Source organism: Curtobacterium sp. Curtsp22 (assembly GCF_059492135.1).
The window spans coordinates 1,036,724-1,053,032 of the sequence record NZ_CP168519.1 but is presented as its reverse complement, the minus strand read 5'-3'; the positions used below and the strand labels follow the sequence as shown (position 1 = coordinate 1,053,032).

Here is a 16,309-nt window from a genome sequence, read left to right as displayed (position 1 = left end):
CCGCCGTCCCCGCAGCGACGGTGGGATGGCCGGCTGCGACCGCGCACGTCCCCCGACACGAGACAGGCCCTCCCATGACCGACACCATCCAGCGCTCGCTCCCGCCCCGCGTCGAGCTCGCCCGCCCGATGTCGAGCGCCGTCGACCCCACCTGGGGCGGTGCCGTGTGGGTCGGTGCCGTCGACCTCGCCGAGGTCCCCGGGGACGACGCCGGCACGGTGGGGCTGCACGACGCCGCCGGTCACCGGTCGGCCAGGCTCCTCGTCCGCGACGGCGTGGCACCCCTCGGGTTCGTCGACCTGCCGGTGTCCGACGAGACGATCGAGGTCGCCGCGCTCCGCGCCGCCGTCGCCGCCCTGCCCGCCGTCCCGCAGCCGCCGATCCCGGTCCGCCTGCCGAGCACCTCCGTCGTCCTGTGCACCCGTGACCGCGCCGACCAGCTCGGCGCCGCCCTCGACTCGCTGCTCGCCCTGGACCACCCCGACTTCGAGGTCGTCATCGTCGACAACGCGCCCTCCGACGAGTCGACGCGCGAACTCGTCGAGGCCCTCGACGACGACCGCGTGCGGTACGTCCGCGAACCCGTCCCGGGCCTCTCGAGCGCACGCAACGCCGGCGTCCTGGCCGCGCGGCACGAGATCGTCGCGTTCACGGACGACGACGTCGTGGTCGACCGGGCGTGGCTCCGTGCCGTCGCCTCGGGGTTCTCCCGCGGGGACGACGTCGTCTGCGTCAGCGGACTCGTCGCCAGCGGTGAGCTCCGCACCCCCACGCAGCGGTACTTCGACGAACGGGTGACCTGGTCGCGCAACCTCGTGCCGCGCGTGCATCGCCTCTCGGCCCCGCCCGTCGACCGGCCGCTCTTCCCGTTCGCGGTCGGTGACTACGGCACGGGTGCGAACTTCGCGATGCGGCGGTCGGCGATCACCGACCTCGGCGGCTTCGACGAGGCACTCGGCGTCGGCACGGTCACCGGCGGCGGCGAGGACATCGACATGTTCTCTCGCGTCGTGCTCTCGGGTGCGGCGCTCGTCGTCGAACCCGCGGCGCTGGTCTGGCACCGGCACCGTGCGGACCTCCCTGCGCTCCGGAAGCAGGCGGAGGGCTACGGCACCGGACTCGGGGCCTGGCTCACGAAGATCGCTCTGCAGCCCCGCACGCTCGGGATGGCGCTGCATCGCGCCCCGCGGGCCGTGCGCCACCTCGTCTCGGGCACCGCCGCCGAGCCGGCCGTCACCCCGGCAGCGGCACCGATCGCCGTCGGCACCGCGGACGCGCCGCTCGACGACGCCGCGTTCCTCCGCGAGGTCGGACGGATGCGCTGGGTCGAGCTCCTGGCCGTCGGGCGTGGTGTGCTCCGCTACGGGCGGTCCCGCCGCACCGTCCGCGCCCGCGAGCGCACAGCGAACCGATAGGTCCGTCACCGGGCATCCACGGCGGATCGCGAGGATGCGCCAAACCGCAGGTTCCCCGCACGGCGGTCCTCGGCCCTCGATCCGGGGCGTCGGGTCGGCTTACCGTCCTCCAAGCACCAGCAGCGCACCACCGGCCCGCACGACCCAGGGGAGAAGCAATGCGTCCGACACACCCGACAGCGCGTCACCGGACGGTCGAACCGGCCGTCCCGGCATCCGACGACCACTCGGTCCTCGACCGGTGGACGCGCGTCGTCGCAGCGTTCCCCGAGTCCCCGGCGCTCGCCGGTGCCGGGACCGCCCGCACGTTCGCCGAGACGGACCGGACGGTCCGGGCGCTCGCCGCACGGCTCACCGAGGTCCTCCGGCCCGACGACCGCACCGGCGCCGGCGTCGGACCCGAGCGCACCGGCGCGTCGGTCCCGGTGGGGATCATGGCCGGGCACACGACCGAGACCGTGGTGGGCATGCTCGCGCTGATCGCCGCCGGGCGGACGATCGTCGTGCTCGACGACCACCTGCCCGAGGCGCGCCTGCAGCACGTCGTCACGCTCGCGGGGATCGCCGAGGTGCTCGCCGACGACACCCGTGCGGACCTCGCCGCCGCGGTCCTCGGCCCGGACGGCACCGTGCACGACCTCGACGCCCTCATCGCGACGAGCACCGAGCAGGCCGCGACCGGCAGCGCGACCGCCGCCGGCACCGCGACCGGCACCGGCACCGCAGCGACCGCCCGCCCCGGTGGCACCGACCCCGCCGCGATCGTCTTCACCTCGGGCTCCACGGGCCTGCCGAAGGGCGTCGCGATGACGCATCGGCAGCTCCTCCGGAACACCGAGCAGAGTGCCTGGAGCGCCGACTACCGGCCCGGCGACCTCGTGGGCGTCGTGCTGCCGCTGTCCTTCGCCGCCGGCATCCTCACCACGCTCGACAGCATGCTGAGCGGGGCCGCCGCGGTCCTGCTCGACGCACGCGACCTCGGGACCGAGCGACTGCTCGAGGGCATGTCCGCCGAGCACGTCACCGCCGTGGTCTGCACGCCGCACCTGCTCCGGTCGATCGTCTCCACCGTGCGCGACCGCGGCACGGACCTGCACCCCGCGCTCGCCGGGCTCCGGCTCGTCATGACGGTCGGCGAGCCGATCACCGGGACCGACGTGCACGCCGCACGCCCGGTCCTCGGCGCCCGCACGGTCCTCTGGAACGGGTTCGGGTCGAGCGAGATGGGGGCGGTCTCCTACTTCCCGGTCGGTCCGGACGACGCCGTGCCGGACGGCGTCGTGCCGGCCGGGTACGTGCCGCCGGGCAAGACCGCCCGGGTCCTCCGCGAGGACGGCACCATCGCCGCGACGGGCGAGACCGGCCAGCTCGTGGTCATCGGAGACGGCATGACCGCCGGCTACTGGGGCGCGCCCGAGAAGACGAGCGAGCACCTCTCCGTCGACGAGGACAGCACCCCGCTGTGGCGCCAGGGCGACCTCGCCCGCGTCGAGGAGGACGGCTGCCTGGTCCTGCTCGGCCGCGACGACGACGCCGTGAAGGTCCGCGGGTACCTCGTCGAGCCGAGCGAGGTCGAGGCGGCGCTCCGTGCCGTCGAGGACGTCCACGACGTCGTCGTCACCGCCCTCGTCGACCCGCCCGCCGTCACGCGCCTCGTCGCCTACGTCGTCGGCCGTCCCGGTCGCCGCACCCCGGCGCCGGCGGCCCTGCGACGCGCACTGCGGGCGAAGCTGCCCGAGTACATGGTGCCGGCGGCGATCGTCCCGATGCCCGAACTGCCGCGCAACGAGCGCGGCAAGGTCGACCGGGCGAAGCTGCCCGGTGCGCCGTCGCTCGAGGTCGAGATGGTCGAGGGCGAGTACGACCAGTGGGAGCTCGTCGTCGGGCAGATCTGGGCCGAGGTGCTCGGACTCCGCGGCGTGCACCTCGACGAGGACTTCACCGCGCTCGGCGGCGACTCGCTCTCCGCCGAGGAGATGCTCGCGATCGTGCAGGCCCGGCTCGGCGTCGACCTCCGCGCGTCGGAGCTCCTGGAACAGCCCACCCTGCGCGCCTTCGCCCGACGGGTGCGCTCGGGGGCGAAGTCCCTGCCGAGCCACCCCGACGTCGTCAAGGTCTCCGAGGCCCGTGTCCCCGGGCGCCCGCCCGTGTTCTGCCTCAGCGGGGCCGGAGCCCTCGGCCTGACGTTCCTGCCGCTGTCCCGGTACCTGCCCGAGCACGACGTGTACGCCTTCCAGCAGCACGGTCTCGAGCGACGGGCGATCCCGGACTGGAGCATCCAGCGCACCGCGCGGCGCACCGTCGAGCTCATGCGCATCGTCCAGCCCCGCGGCCCGTACCTGCTCGTCGGGCACTCCCTCGGCGGCCTCGTCGCCCTCGAGGTGGCGAAGCTCCTCACCGAGGGCGGCGAGCGGGTCGAGCACGTCGCGATCCTGGACAGCTACCTGCCGCGCAGCAGCACCGAGCAGGCCCAGCTGCACTTCGGCCGGATGGCGGAGAGCCCGGTGCGCAACCCGGCGCTCCGAGCACTCAAGCGCGGGCTCGACCGGGCGGCGAAGCGCATCCTGCCCGCCGGCGTGCCGGTGGGCGAGGAGTTCGCCAAGCGCGTCCGCGCCTACGGTGCCGGTGTCCTCCGCTACGGCGGGCAGAAGGACTTCGACGCCCTCTTCGACCAGGCCACGATCGTGACGCGGCGGCACACGCCCTCGCCCTACGACGGCACGGCGACGTTCGTGCTCGCCGACGGCAACCCCGACGTGGACGGCTGGAACGACGTGCTCCGCGGTGCGACGACCACGGTGCGCATCGAGAGCGAGCACAGCTCGCTCCTCCGCGAGCCGCACGTCGCCGAGCTGGCGACCGCGTTGCGCGCCGCCTTCACGACGCACGAGTCGCGTCCCTGACGTGACCAGCGAGGGCCCTGGAGGCGCGTGGCGGGCCCGCCCCGCGCCTCCAGGGCCCTCGTGCGTGCCGACACGCCACCCGGCCGCGGCTTGCGGGTTTCCGTATCCGCACTCGGGGGTCCGCAACCAGTGCCCACCCGCATTGACCAGCCCCGTCCGCCGGACGATGGTTGGTCCAAGCCCAGGGAACGGTGTACCCCCGTTCCGACGCCCACCCAGCGCCGGGTCCTCCCTCGACCACTCCCGCATGCAGCCTGAACCCGACAGGAGCACCATGTCCGCCAGCACCGTCCGACCCCGAGACCCCCGCGTCTCGGTCGTCATCCCCGCGAGGAACGAGGCCCGCAACCTCGAGATCATCCTCCCGCAGCTCCCGCCCGTGTACGAGGTGATCCTCGTCGACGGCAACTCGGTGGACGACACCATCGCGACGGCGCAGCGCCTCATGCCGGCGATCAAGGTCGTGCAGCAGACCCGCAAGGGCAAGGGCAACGCGCTCGCCTGCGGCTTCGAGGCCGTGACCGGCGACGTCGTCGTCATGTTCGACGCCGACTGCTCCGCCGACGCCGCCGAGATCCCGCGCTTCGTGCAGGCGCTCATCGACGGTGCCGACGTCGCGAAGGGCTCCCGCTACGCACCCGGTGGCGGCAGCGACGACATCACGATCATCCGCGGCCTCGGCAACAAGGGGCTCAACATGATCTCCAACGTGCTGCTCCGTGCGCGGTACACCGACCTCTGCTACGGCTACAACGCCTTCTGGGCGGACACGCTGCCGACGATCGGGCTCCTGTCGTCGACGCTCCCGCAGCCGACCGACGGCTCGATGCGCTGGGGCGACGGCTTCGAGATCGAGACGATCCTGACCTGCCGCTGGTCCGCCGCGGAGTTCGCGATCACCGAGGTGCCGAGCCACGAGAAGCTCCGCGTGCACGGCACCAGCAACCTGAACGCGGTCAGCGACGGCATCCGCGTCCTGAAGTCGATCATGCACGAGCGTCGTCGTGCCCGCGAGGCCAAGGCCCGCATGCGCCTCATGCCGACCCCCGTCTCGGGCCTCGTGGTCCCGGCCGCCGTGCCGGCGATGGACGAGGAAGCGGCGTGAGCGTCGCGACGGTCGCCGTCGTCATCTGCGCCTACACGCAGCAGCGCTGGGGTGACCTGCAGGACGCGGTCGAGTCGGCGAAGCGCCAGCCCGACGCGACCGAGGTGATCGTCGTCATCGACCACGAGCCGGAGCTGTTCCGCCGAGCGGCCGCCCGCTGGCCGGAGCTCCGGGTCGTCGAGAACGCCGAGGACCGCGGCCTCTCGGGTGCGCGCAACACCGGTGTCGCACTCACCGAGGCCGACGTCGTCGCCTTCCTGGACGACGACGCGACGGCCGACCCGGACTGGCTGATGCACCTCGTCGAGGCGCTCGAGCTGCCCGACGTCGTCGGTGTCGGCGGCCGGGCGACCCCGTCGTGGCCGACCGCGACCGGCGCCGGGCCCTACCCGGACGAGCTGCTCTGGATCGTCGGGTGCAGCTACACCGGCCTCCCCACCACGTCCGCGGACGTCCGCAACGTCATCGGGTCGAGCATGGCCTTCCACCGTGACGTCGTGCTCGCCGCCGGCGGCTTCCGCTCCGGGATCGGCCGCGTCGGCAACCACCCGCTGGGGTGCGAGGAGACCGAGCTCTGCATCCGCATCGCCCGGATCCGTCCCGGCGCCCGCATCCGCTTCGAGCCGCGCTCGAACGTCTCGCACCGGGTCTCCCCGGACCGCGTCACGATGCGGTACCTGCGACGCCGGAGCTACTACGAGGGCATCTCGAAGGCCGTGCTGAGCCGCCGGGTCGGTGCCCGCGACTCGCTCTCGAGCGAGTCGACGTACCTCACCCGGGTCCTGCCCGGCGCGGTGCTCCGCGAGCTCGGGGCCCTCGGTCGCGGTGGGGGCCTCCGTGCCCTGGCGATCGTGACCTCGGCGGTCTCGACCGTGTTCGGCTACGCCGTCGGCCGTGTCTTCGGCACCGTCGTGGTCCGTGCACCCGCCCCGGTGTCCGCGCCCGTGCAGCAGCCCGTCGGCGCTCCCTGACCGACACCCACCCACCCGACCCACCCACGCACAGAAGACGACATGCAGCGAGACGCCCCGACCCCGAGTGCCACCATCCGACGCCGTTGGAAGGTGGCACTCGCGGTCGCGGCAGCGGTCATCACGGGCGCCACCGTCTCGGCGCCGAGCCTCCTCGCGCCGTCGGGTGCCGGTGCGGCGACCACCGCGGACTGCAGCGCGGGGAAGGTCCTCACCGTTGTGGCGCACGCCGACGACGACCTGCTGTTCGAAGGGACCGAGCTCCGCAAGGACATCGACGCGGACAAGTGCGTCCGCTCGGTCATCGTCACCGCCGGGGACGCGGGCAAGTCCGCCACGTACTGGAAGGGCCGGCAGACGGGCCTCGAGGCCGCCTACGCGAACCTCGCCGGCGTCACGAGCGCCTGGACCTCGGGCTCGGTCAGCGCCGGTGGCAAGACCGTCGTGACGCGCACCCTGACGGCGGACCCGCGGCTCAGCCTTGTCTACCTGCAGCTGCCGGACGGCAACATCGACGGCTCCGGGTTCGCCGCCACCCGGTACCAGAGCCTGCAGAAGCTCTACCAGCGCTCGATCACGAGCATGAGCACGGTCTCCGGTGCGACCTACGGGACCACCTACACGCTCGCCCAGCTCCAGGCCACCGTGCTCGCGCTGATGACCGGGTACGGGCCGCAGGAGGTGCACACCCTCGACCACGTCGGCACCTACGGCGACGGCGACCACAGCGACCACCACACCGTCGCGTACCTCACCAAGTCCGCGCAGCAGCAGCTCACGACGGCGAGCACGCTCACCGGGTACATGGGGTACCCGATCGCGGACAAGCCCTCGAACCTCACCGCCGCGCAGACGCAGGCGAAGGGGAACGCGTTCTTCGCCTACTCCGCGTACGACGCCGAGACCTGCGCCTCGGTGGCGTCGTGCTCGTCGCGTCCCGAGGGCTCGTGGCTCAGCCGTGAGTACACCGTCGGCACGCAGACACCCACCGACCCGGGCACCGGTTCGGGCGGGTCCGTCGGAGCCGACGTGACCGCCGGTGCGGCCGTCACCGCGAGCAGCGAGAACCCCGCGGACGGGCAGACCGCCGTGAAGGCCGTCGACGGCGTCGCGAGCGGCTACCCCGACGCGCCGACCGCCGAGTGGGCGACCCGCGGAGGGGGCACCGGTTCGTGGCTGCAGCTCGCGTGGTCGAGCGCGGTGACGCTCGGCGCCGTGGACCTCGCGGACCGTCCGAACGCCGACGACCAGGTCACGGCCGGCACGCTGACGTTCTCCGACGGGAGCAGCGTCGCCGTGCCGACGCTCGACAACGGCGGCGCCTTCACCCGCGTCACCTTCTCGTCCCGGCAGGTCAGCTGGGTGAAGTTCACCGTCACCGGCGTCAGCGCGACGACGCGCAACGTCGGCCTGGCGGAGATCCGGACGTTCGCCCCAGGCAGCACGACGCCGACCCCGACGCCCACCCCGACGCCGACGCCGACCCCGACCCCGACCCCGACTCCCACGCCCACGCCGACGCCCGGGGGCGCGACCGACGTCACGGGTTCGGCGACCGCCACCGCGGCGTGGGACGACACCTCGACCGGGCAGACCGCCGCCAAGGCGATCGACGGGGTCGTCAGCGGCTACCCCGACAACACGACCGCCGAGTGGGTCGCTCCCTGGGGGACGACCGGTGTCTGGTTGCAGCTCGACTGGGCCTCGTCGAAGGCATTGAACCGGGTCGTCCTGTACGACCGACCGAACGGCGATGACCAGGTCACGAGCGGCACCCTGACGTTCTCCGACGGCAGCCAGGTGGCGGTCGGGACACTCCCGAACGACGCGTCGCCGCTCACGGTGGACTTCTCGACGCGCAACGTCACGTGGGTCCGGTTCACCGTCACCGGGGTGTCGGCGAGCACGCGGAACGTCGGCCTGGCCGAGTTCCGGGCGTTCACCGGCTGACCCGGGAGCACTCGACGGACGGGAGGCGCGGTGCCGGTGGGTACCGCACCTCCCGTTCGTCGTCCGCGCGTGTGCGCGGGTCGCGGGTGCAGCGTGGGAGGTTCCGCGTGCGGTGCGGTACGCGAGGCCTCGCACCGTGCGCGCGACCTCGCACGCTGGTGTGGCGCGTGCCGCCGCGGCTGACCGTCGCCGTCGGCGCGGCCACGGGGCGGACGGGAGGCGCGGTGCCGGCCCGCCCCGCGCCTTCCGTCCGCGCGTTTGCGCGGGTCGCGGGCGCAGCGTGCGAGGTTCCACGCGCGGTGCGGCGTGTGAGGCGTTGCACCGTGCGCGCGACCTCGCACGTTGGTGCGGCGCGTGCCGCCGCGGGTGACCGTCGCCGTCGGCGCGACCACGGGGCGGACGGGAGGCGCGGTGCCGGTGGGTACCGCGCCTCCCGTTCGTCGTCCGCGCGTGTGCGCGGGTCGCGGGTCGCGGGTGCAGCGTGCGAGGTTCCGCGCGCGGTGCGGCCCGCGAGGCCTCGCACCGTGCGCGCGACCTCGCACGCTGGTGCGGCGCGTGCCGCCGCGGGTGACCGTCGTCGTGGGCGCGACCTCATCGCGGCGAGCGGCGCGGTACCGGCGGGCGGACGCCTGCGGGAACGGCGCGCATCGCGCGGGAAGAGCACGTTGCGTACGGGAGGCATGACCGTTCTGGTTCGCGATCGCCGGGGATCGCGAACCGGAACGGTCACGCGGCGAGCAGAAGGCGACACGGGCGCGAGCACGCGACGGACGGGAGGAGCGGTGCCAGGGGAAGCCGCGCCTCCTGGGCTTCAGTGACGGGCGTGCGTGAGGAGGGCGCGGAGGAGACCGGCCACGTGCGGTCCGCGGCCGTAGTGGTCGCGTACCCAGGCGCGGCAGCGCTCGCCGAGGGAGGGGTCGCGGTCGGCGCGGTCGAGGGTGTCGAGGACCTTGGTGGCGAGCGCCTCGGGGTCGGTCGGGTCGACGGTCGACGTCGCCCATTCGCCGGCGAGGATCTCGCCCGTGCCACCGCTCTCGGCGGCGACGACCGGGCGGCCGGCGGACATCGCCTCGACGACGACCCGGCCGAAGCCCTCGGGCTCGATGGAGGGCACGACGACCATGTCGGCGGCGTGGAGCAGGGTGACGACGTCGTCCCGCTCGGGGAGGAGCACGACGGAGCCGGCGGGGAGGGACGCGACGGCGCGTCGGACGTCCTCGGCGTCGTCGGGCGCGGCCGCTCCGGCGAGCACGAGCACGGGCGGGTGGTGCGGCTGCGTGGCGTGGTGCGTGCCGGCGGGCCCGAGCGCGGGGGTGAGGGCACGCACGGCGGCGCGCGGCGCGCGGGCGCTGTGGCGTTCTGCGTCCTGCTCGAGCACGAGGCGCCAGGCCTCGAGCAGCGCGAGCACGCCCTTCGACCGGGTGAGACGGCCGTAGTAGAGGACGGTGCGGGTGTCGTCGTCGAGCCCGAGGGTGCGGCGTGCGCGGACGGTCGCGGACGGCGTGGCCGCGGGGAAGAGTGCAGTGTCGACGCCGTTCGGGACGACGGTGATCCGCGAGGCGGGGATGCCCACGTCCGCCCACGCACGAGCCATCGCGTGCGAGACGGCCAGGTAGTGCGTGCGGCCGCCGGCGATCGGGCCGAGGCGTCGGTAGTTCGGCGCGTGGTGCAGGTGCACGACGAGCGGGACTCCGGAGACCACGGACGCCACACGACCCCAGGGGAGGTGCTCGGGCCGGTTCAGCCAGATGACGTCGGGGCGCGAGCGGCGGAGGCGGAGGCCGTCGAGGACGAACCGTGCGGCGTCGCCGGCAGCGCTGCGGAGGCCGAAGGACCGGTTGCCGGTGCGGTGCAGGGTGACCCCGAGCTCGGTGAACTGGTCGCTGCCGGGTTCGGCGCCGTCAGGTCTCGGGGCGAGGTGGCCGCGGTGCCAGACCTCGACGTCCTGTCCGGCGCGCACGAGCTCGCGGGTGTCCTCGAGGACGCACCGCTCGACCCCGCCGGTGATGGCGAGCCCGTTCGTGACGACCGCGATCCGGAGTCGACGGTCGGGGCGTTCCGGGGCGTGGGTCACGGTGTGCCTCCTCGGGCGATCGCGAGCCTGCGGATGAACCAGGGCAGGCAGCCGAGGACGCCGGCGACGCGGACGATGTTCCACACGAGGTCTTGGGGCACGAGGACGGACACCCCGGCGACGACCACCACGGCCGCCAGGACGAGGACCGTCCGGGCACGCGGGCCGCGCCACTCACGGCGGTCGGGGAGCGAGAGCTGCTGCAGCGCCGCGAGCACCATGTAGGCGAAGACCGTGGAGACCCCGGCGCCGGCGATGCCGAGCAGCGGGACCAGCAGCAGGTTCGCGCCGATGTTGACGGCACCGGCGATGGCCGCGATCACCCCGACGGCGACGCCGCGACGCTCCACGAGCAGGAGCCGTCCGGTCGCGCCGCTGGCGATCACCGGGAACGCCGTGAGCGCCACGATGAAGACCACGACGGTGAGCTCGTGCACGCGGTACGACGCCGGTGCGAGGATCGGCAGCGCGACCGGTGACACGAGGGTGACCGCGAGCAGCACCGGGGCGAGCAGCAGGTACAGCTGGTCCCGGGCGTGCAGGGCCAGCTGTCGGCGGGCGACGGCGTCCCGGAGCGCCGCGAAGTGCGGTGCCCAGGCCTGGTTCGTGAAGGTCAGCAGGAGGATCACGGCGGAGCCGACGACGTAGGCGATCTGGTAGCGCGCGACCTCGTCCGGGCCGAGCAGCCGCTGCACGACGATCCGGTCGCCGGCGTTCAGCACGAAGTAGGACAGGTTGCCGAGGGCGATCGGCACGCCGAGCTTGAAGGCCCGTGCGGTGGTCTGGCGGTCGAACAGGCCGGCGAGGCGAGGCCGGGTCGCCGCGAAGCCGATGACCATCGCGGCGGCCTGGGCGAACACGCCGCCCCACGCGTAGGTCGTGGCGTCGGCGTGCACGAACACGAGCAGGCCGAGGCCGATGATCGAACCGCCGACCGAGGACAGCAGGCTCGTGACCGCGAAGACCCGGATGCGGTCCTGGGCGACCAGGATCGCGAGGGAGAGCTGGACGACCGCGGCGGGGAAGATCCAGAGGACCGCGACGAGCAGGATCGGGTGTTCGCCGACGAACCCGGCGACGTCGCCCCAGAGCGGGATCGTGGCGAGGGCGACCGCGGTGACGACGGCTGCGAGGACGATGCCGACCGCGATGAGCCCGCGGGCTTTCCGGTCGTCACCGCCGTCCTCGGCGCGCTGCAGCACGGACGCTTGGTCGAGTCCCGCGACCGCGAGCACGACGAGCGCCTGGTAGAGCGCGATCGCCGAGGCGAGCACACCGAACTCGGAGAGCGGCATGAGGTGCGCGAGGACCGGCGAGATCAGCGAGCTCACGACGAGCTGCATCGACCACACGACCACGTACAGCAGGCCACGGCCGAACAGGACGGACGCGCCCTTCTGGACCGCGGTGCTGCCGGTGTCGGGGACGGTGTGGGCGGCGGCCTCGACGGCGGCGGCTGCCTCGGCGGCCTCGACCGCGGCGGCCTTCCGACCGGTGCTGTCGGCGTCGGGCGGGGTGGCTGCGGCGTGGCGGGCCTCGCGGCGGGTCTGGGGAACGGTCACGAGACACCCACCTCCGGGGTCCGGACGTGCTGTCGGAGTCCGAACGCCTGGTCGACGAGGTCGAGCAGGTCCGAGCTCGCAGCGGTCGAGAACTTGCGGGCGAAGAGGTGCGGCATCGCGGTGGGGTCCGTCGTCCATCGTTCGAGCAGCCGACCGGCGTGGGGGAGCGTCAGCCACGGCGGGCTCTTCATCTTCGAGCCGTCCCAGCCGATGAACCACAGGGTGTGCGGGACGTGGTCCTCGGCGAAGCCGTCGACCAGGGCGGGGGAGTTCAGCACGGTCGGCACGAACGACTCGTCGGCGATCCAGGTGCGGCGCCAGAAGCGGACCAGGTCGGGACGGGCATCGACGACCTCGACGACGGCGGCTGCGTGCGCGGCGCTGAGGACCTTGAGCTGCGACCCGCCCGTGAGCACCACGTCACGCGGGATCCGGCGGGGGATCGGCAGGCGGAGCATGTGCTTCCGCCACGCCCAGTGCGGGTACCGCATCCGGGCGACCCCGCCGCTGGCGCCCCACGCCGCGTGTGGGAGGGGGTGCGGGATGAGGAAGGACTGGTCGCGGTGGGCGTCGAGCAGCGCGGTGATCTCGGCGGGGTTCGCCAGCGGGTAGTCGCTGCCGGTCAGCACCGCCACGTGGCGCGCGCCGGTCTCGGCGAGGGCGGCACGGTAGCCGGAGACCTCGGCCGCGACGTTCTCCCACTTCGCCCAGCCCGTCCGCAGTCGCGGCAGGAGGCGGACCCGGTCGGGGAGCCCCTCGGTCATCGCACGGTGCACGTCGTCCGGGGTCCGCGCGTCGACGTGCAGGAACACCGGGAACGGGTCGAGTGCCTCGACGAGTCGTCGGACGTGCTGGGGGTCCTCGTGGGCGAGGACGATGCACGCGAGCGCCGCGGGGGAGTTGGCCATGTCTCGAGTGAACAGGGCCGTCCGGACACCGACAAGGCGGTCCCGGGGCGGGTGCGGGGAAGCGGCGGTTTCCCGCAGCGGTCACCGGCGGCGGCGGTACCTCGGGCAGTCGCAGAGGGCGCAGTCGCTGCCCGGTCGGTAGTGCTCGTGGGCCTCCTGCGCGTGGCCGCACACGCAGACGGCCGTCTCCGTGGTGGCGTGGGACGTCGGCACGGTGACGGGCTCGAGCACGAGCGTGGGCCCCAACGGCATGCGTCCTCCTCCGACCCGCGCGGTACGGGCAGCTGCACCGATCCTACGGGGCAGGGAGCGACGCGTCCGCCGACCGAGGGGCCACCGGGCGTGGAACCGGCCGCGGGCTCACCGGGCGTGGACCCGCCCGCGGGGTCACCGGGCGCGGAACCGCCCGCGGGGTCACCCGGCGTGGAACCGCCCGGCCTCGACGTCCCGCCAGCGACGACGGCTGCGGAACCACGCCGCCGGGCCCGCCGGGAAGCCCCGGAGCTCGTGGTAGGCCAGCGACCGCGGCACCCCGGCGTCCGGGACGGCGGGGATCGCGGGCCCGACGGGCGCGGACTCGACGGCAGCGGGGGCCGGTGCGCTGCCGGTGCGCAGTCGTCCGACCGTCTCGCGGAGCTTCACCATCGCGGCGGCGGGCACGAGCCGGGCGAGGACCGCGACGTGCCGTCGGTCCTTGGCAGCGAGGGCGCACATCAGCGCGGTGAACCCGACGCCGTTGCCGTGCAACTGCTTGTGCAGGTCCTCGATGCTCTGCCGGTGCCGGTGGTGCACGACCGCGCGCGGCTCGAACCCGATGCGCCCACCGCGCCAGAGCGTCTCGATGAACATCGCCAGGTCCTCGCCGCCACGGGCCGGGGAACCCGCGCCGAGCGTGGTGTCGAACCCACCGACGGCGTCGATCACCGACCGCCGGAACGCCATGTTCGCACCCGCGCCGTAGGCACCGATGCCGTACACGGCGAAGTGCTTCACGACCGACCCGTCGGCGCGGACCGCCTGCACCCGCGCGTGCCGCATCGTGCCGGCGACGTCGTCGGGGACGATCGTGACGGGCGCGAAGGTGCGCTCGCCGCTGAACCCGCCGTAGTACGCCTCGTACCAGATCTGCGCGGGCGTCGAGAGCTCGGTGGGGAGGATCACGCCGGACACCGCGTCGAGGTCGGCCTCGCGGACGAACCGCGCGCCGAGTGCGCGCAGCCACTGCGGGTCGACCCGCACGTCGTCGTCGGTGAACGCGACGACCTCGCCGCGGGCGGCTGCGACCCCGGCGTTGCGGCCGGCGGACAGTCCGGGCCGGCGCTCCGTCACGAGGCGCACGCCCCGACCGGCGAGCAGTGCCGGGAGCCGGTCGTCGGCGGGTACCCGGACGCGGTTGTCGACGACGATCACCTCGTGGTCGGGGTAGTCCAGGTGCTCGAGGACGTCGAGCAGTGCGCCGAGGTCCTCGACGCGGTCCACCACCGTCGAGACGACCACGGAGATCGTCGGCAGGAGGGCATCCGGCACCGGTTCGACGTCGGCGAGCACGGTCTCCCGCAGCGATCCGAGCGCACGGGCGGCGTCGGCGGGGTCGTCGGTGAGCTCGACGTCGAGCGTGCCCGTCGGACGCCCGCCGCGGTAGCCGATCACCAGCGCGGACGAGCCCGTGCCGTCCGCGACGAGGCGGGGGAGCGGTGCGTCGAGGTCGACGTCGATCACGCGTCGGGGTGCGGGGAGTGCACGAGCGGTGCTGGTGGTGGCCATGGTGTGGACGGTAGGTGCCAGGCCGCGGCGGCGACAACGGGGAGCGGGGCCGCTGGCGGTGATCGTGCGGAACCCCGCACGGCCGCGCTGACGAGCCCCCGGACGAGGGTGAGCGCTCACACCCGAAAAGCGAACGGCGCACGGTGGTCACGAGCAGGTCACGGAATCTTTGCAACCGGTTGCGAACGGCTGAGAGCGGGCGTAGCTTCCTCCTCCAGCAGGCAGCGTCGCCTGCTCCAGGCAGCGTCGACCCGATGGTCCTCGCCTGGTGATCTCAACGTGGAGACGACACTGTGAAGACAACACGCGCCAAAGTGCGGTTCGCATCCGTAGCGGGGATCGCGGTCATCGGCCTCGTGCTGACCGGGTGCTCGAGCGGCAGCTCGGCGTCGGACGACGCCAAGAACGGTCAGGACAGCCGCGGGCCCATCACCTACGTGCAGGGCAAGGACAACTCGAACGTCGTCCGCCCCCTCATCGCGAAGTGGAACAAGGCCCACCCCGACGAGAAGGTCACCTTCAAGGAGCAGTCCGACCAGGCCGACCAGCAGCACGACGACCTCGTGCAGCACTTCCAGGCGAAGGACGCGAACTACGACGTCGTCGACGTGGACGTCGTCTGGACCGCCGAGTTCGCGGCGAAGGGCTGGCTCACCCCGCTCACCGGCAGCATGAAGATCGACACGTCGAAGCTCCTGCCGGCCACCGTCAAGACGGCCACCTACAACAACACGCTCTACGCGGCACCGCAGACCTCCGACGGCGCGCTGCTCTACTACCGCAAGGACCTCGTCAAGACGCCCCCGACCACCTGGGCCGAGATGATGAAGGACTGCGACATCGCCAAGCAGGCCGGCATCGGGTGCTACGCCGGGCAGTTCGCGAAGTACGAGGGCCTGACCGTGAACGCCTCCGAGGCGATCAACGGCTCCGGCGGCTCGGTCCTCAGCAAGAGCGGCACGCCGGACGTCGACACGTCCGACGCGAAGGCCGGCCTGCAGAACCTGGTCGACGCCTTCAAGGACGGCAACATCCCCGCCGAGGCGATCACCTACCAGGAGGAGCAGGGCCGCACCGCCTTCGAGGCCGGCAAGCTCCTGTTCCTGCGCAACTGGCCGTACGTCTACAGCCTCGCGAAGACGGACGGGTCGAGCACGGTCAAGGACACCTTCGGCATCGCCCCGATCCCCGGCAAGGACGGCACCGGCGCCTCGACGCTCGGCGGTCACAACGCCGCGATCAGCGTGTACTCGAAGCACAAGGCGACCGCGCACGACTTCCTCGAGTTCCTGGAGTCGAACGAGACGCAGAAGTTCTTCGCAACGCAGGGCTCCCTCGCCCCGGTCGTCGGTGACCTCTACACCGACTCCGAGCTGACGGCGAAGCTGCCCTACCTGCCGACCCTGCTCAAGTCCATCGAGTCGGCCGAGCCGCGCCCGGTCACGCCGTTCTACCCGGCCGTGACGAAGGCGATCCAGGACAACACCTACGCCGCCCTCAAGGGATCGAAGAGCGTCGACGAGGCGATCAAGGACATGCAGGCGGCCCTCAAGACGGCCACCAGCAGCGGCAGTTAGCACCCGAGTACGCGGCGGACGCCGCATCGGACTGGAGGCGCGGGTCGACCCCGCCCCGCGCCTCCCGTCCGTCCCATCCT

At 73.3% G+C, this 16,309-nt stretch carries 11 protein-coding genes; 6 read left to right on the top strand and 5 right to left on the bottom strand.

Annotated elements, in window-relative coordinates; all coding sequences use genetic code 11:
• Positions 1 to 74: 74 nt before the first annotated feature.
• From ACEN8D_RS04985 to ACEN8D_RS04965, 5 genes are all read left to right on the top strand, one after another.
• Complete coding sequence (locus ACEN8D_RS04985) at positions 75 to 1,415, top strand: glycosyltransferase family 2 protein (RefSeq protein WP_309779873.1); 1,341 nt, start codon at positions 75 to 77, stop codon at positions 1,413 to 1,415.
• A 158-nt stretch (positions 1,416 to 1,573) separates the two neighbouring features.
• Positions 1,574 to 4,318, top strand: a complete 2,745-nt coding sequence (locus tag ACEN8D_RS04980; RefSeq protein ID WP_413461534.1) for an alpha/beta fold hydrolase — start codon at positions 1,574 to 1,576, stop codon at positions 4,316 to 4,318.
• 274 nt (positions 4,319 to 4,592) lie between these two features.
• On the top strand, positions 4,593 to 5,423 hold the full coding sequence (locus ACEN8D_RS04975) for a glycosyltransferase family 2 protein (RefSeq protein WP_413400158.1): 831 nt from the start codon (positions 4,593 to 4,595) through the stop codon (positions 5,421 to 5,423).
• Positions 5,420 to 6,394 (top strand): glycosyltransferase family 2 protein, encoded by a 975-nt coding sequence (locus ACEN8D_RS04970; RefSeq protein WP_070416441.1) that lies wholly within the window; start codon positions 5,420 to 5,422, stop codon positions 6,392 to 6,394. Before ACEN8D_RS04975 ends, ACEN8D_RS04970 begins: the two co-directional genes overlap by 4 nt.
• Before the next feature lie 42 nt (positions 6,395 to 6,436).
• A complete protein-coding gene (locus ACEN8D_RS04965) occupies positions 6,437 to 8,344 on the top strand; it encodes a DUF7402 domain-containing protein (protein ID WP_495601178.1) in 1,908 nt (635 codons plus the stop codon).
• 811 nt (positions 8,345 to 9,155) lie between these two features.
• Here the strand turns inward: ACEN8D_RS04965 and ACEN8D_RS04960 are convergent.
• From ACEN8D_RS04960 to ACEN8D_RS04940, 5 genes are all read right to left on the bottom strand, one after another.
• The gene (locus ACEN8D_RS04960) at positions 9,156 to 10,418 is read right to left on the bottom strand and encodes a glycosyltransferase family 4 protein (protein WP_413461736.1); all 1,263 of its coding nucleotides are present in this window, start codon (positions 10,416 to 10,418) and stop codon (positions 9,156 to 9,158) included.
• On the bottom strand, positions 10,415 to 11,980 hold the full coding sequence (locus tag ACEN8D_RS04955; RefSeq protein ID WP_139201990.1) for a lipopolysaccharide biosynthesis protein: 1,566 nt from the start codon (positions 11,978 to 11,980) through the stop codon (positions 10,415 to 10,417). Before ACEN8D_RS04955 ends, ACEN8D_RS04960 begins: the two co-directional genes overlap by 4 nt.
• The gene (locus tag ACEN8D_RS04950) at positions 11,977 to 12,888 is read right to left on the bottom strand and encodes a beta-1,6-N-acetylglucosaminyltransferase (protein ID WP_261646391.1); all 912 of its coding nucleotides are present in this window, start codon (positions 12,886 to 12,888) and stop codon (positions 11,977 to 11,979) included. Before ACEN8D_RS04950 ends, ACEN8D_RS04955 begins: the two co-directional genes overlap by 4 nt.
• A gap of 81 nt (positions 12,889 to 12,969) precedes the next feature.
• Complete coding sequence (locus ACEN8D_RS04945) at positions 12,970 to 13,140, bottom strand: hypothetical protein (RefSeq protein ID WP_413399791.1); 171 nt, start codon at positions 13,138 to 13,140, stop codon at positions 12,970 to 12,972.
• A gap of 162 nt (positions 13,141 to 13,302) precedes the next feature.
• Positions 13,303 to 14,652, bottom strand: coding sequence for a glycosyltransferase family 2 protein (locus ACEN8D_RS04940; RefSeq protein ID WP_495601177.1), 1,350 nt, complete (start codon positions 14,650 to 14,652; stop codon positions 13,303 to 13,305).
• A 314-nt stretch (positions 14,653 to 14,966) separates the two neighbouring features.
• Here ACEN8D_RS04940 and ACEN8D_RS04935 point away from each other — a divergent pair, with 314 nt between their 5' ends.
• Entirely contained in the window at positions 14,967 to 16,229 is a 1,263-nt protein-coding gene (locus tag ACEN8D_RS04935) for an ABC transporter substrate-binding protein (RefSeq protein ID WP_413399036.1), read from the top strand.
• The last annotated feature ends 80 nt before the right edge of the window (positions 16,230 to 16,309 follow it).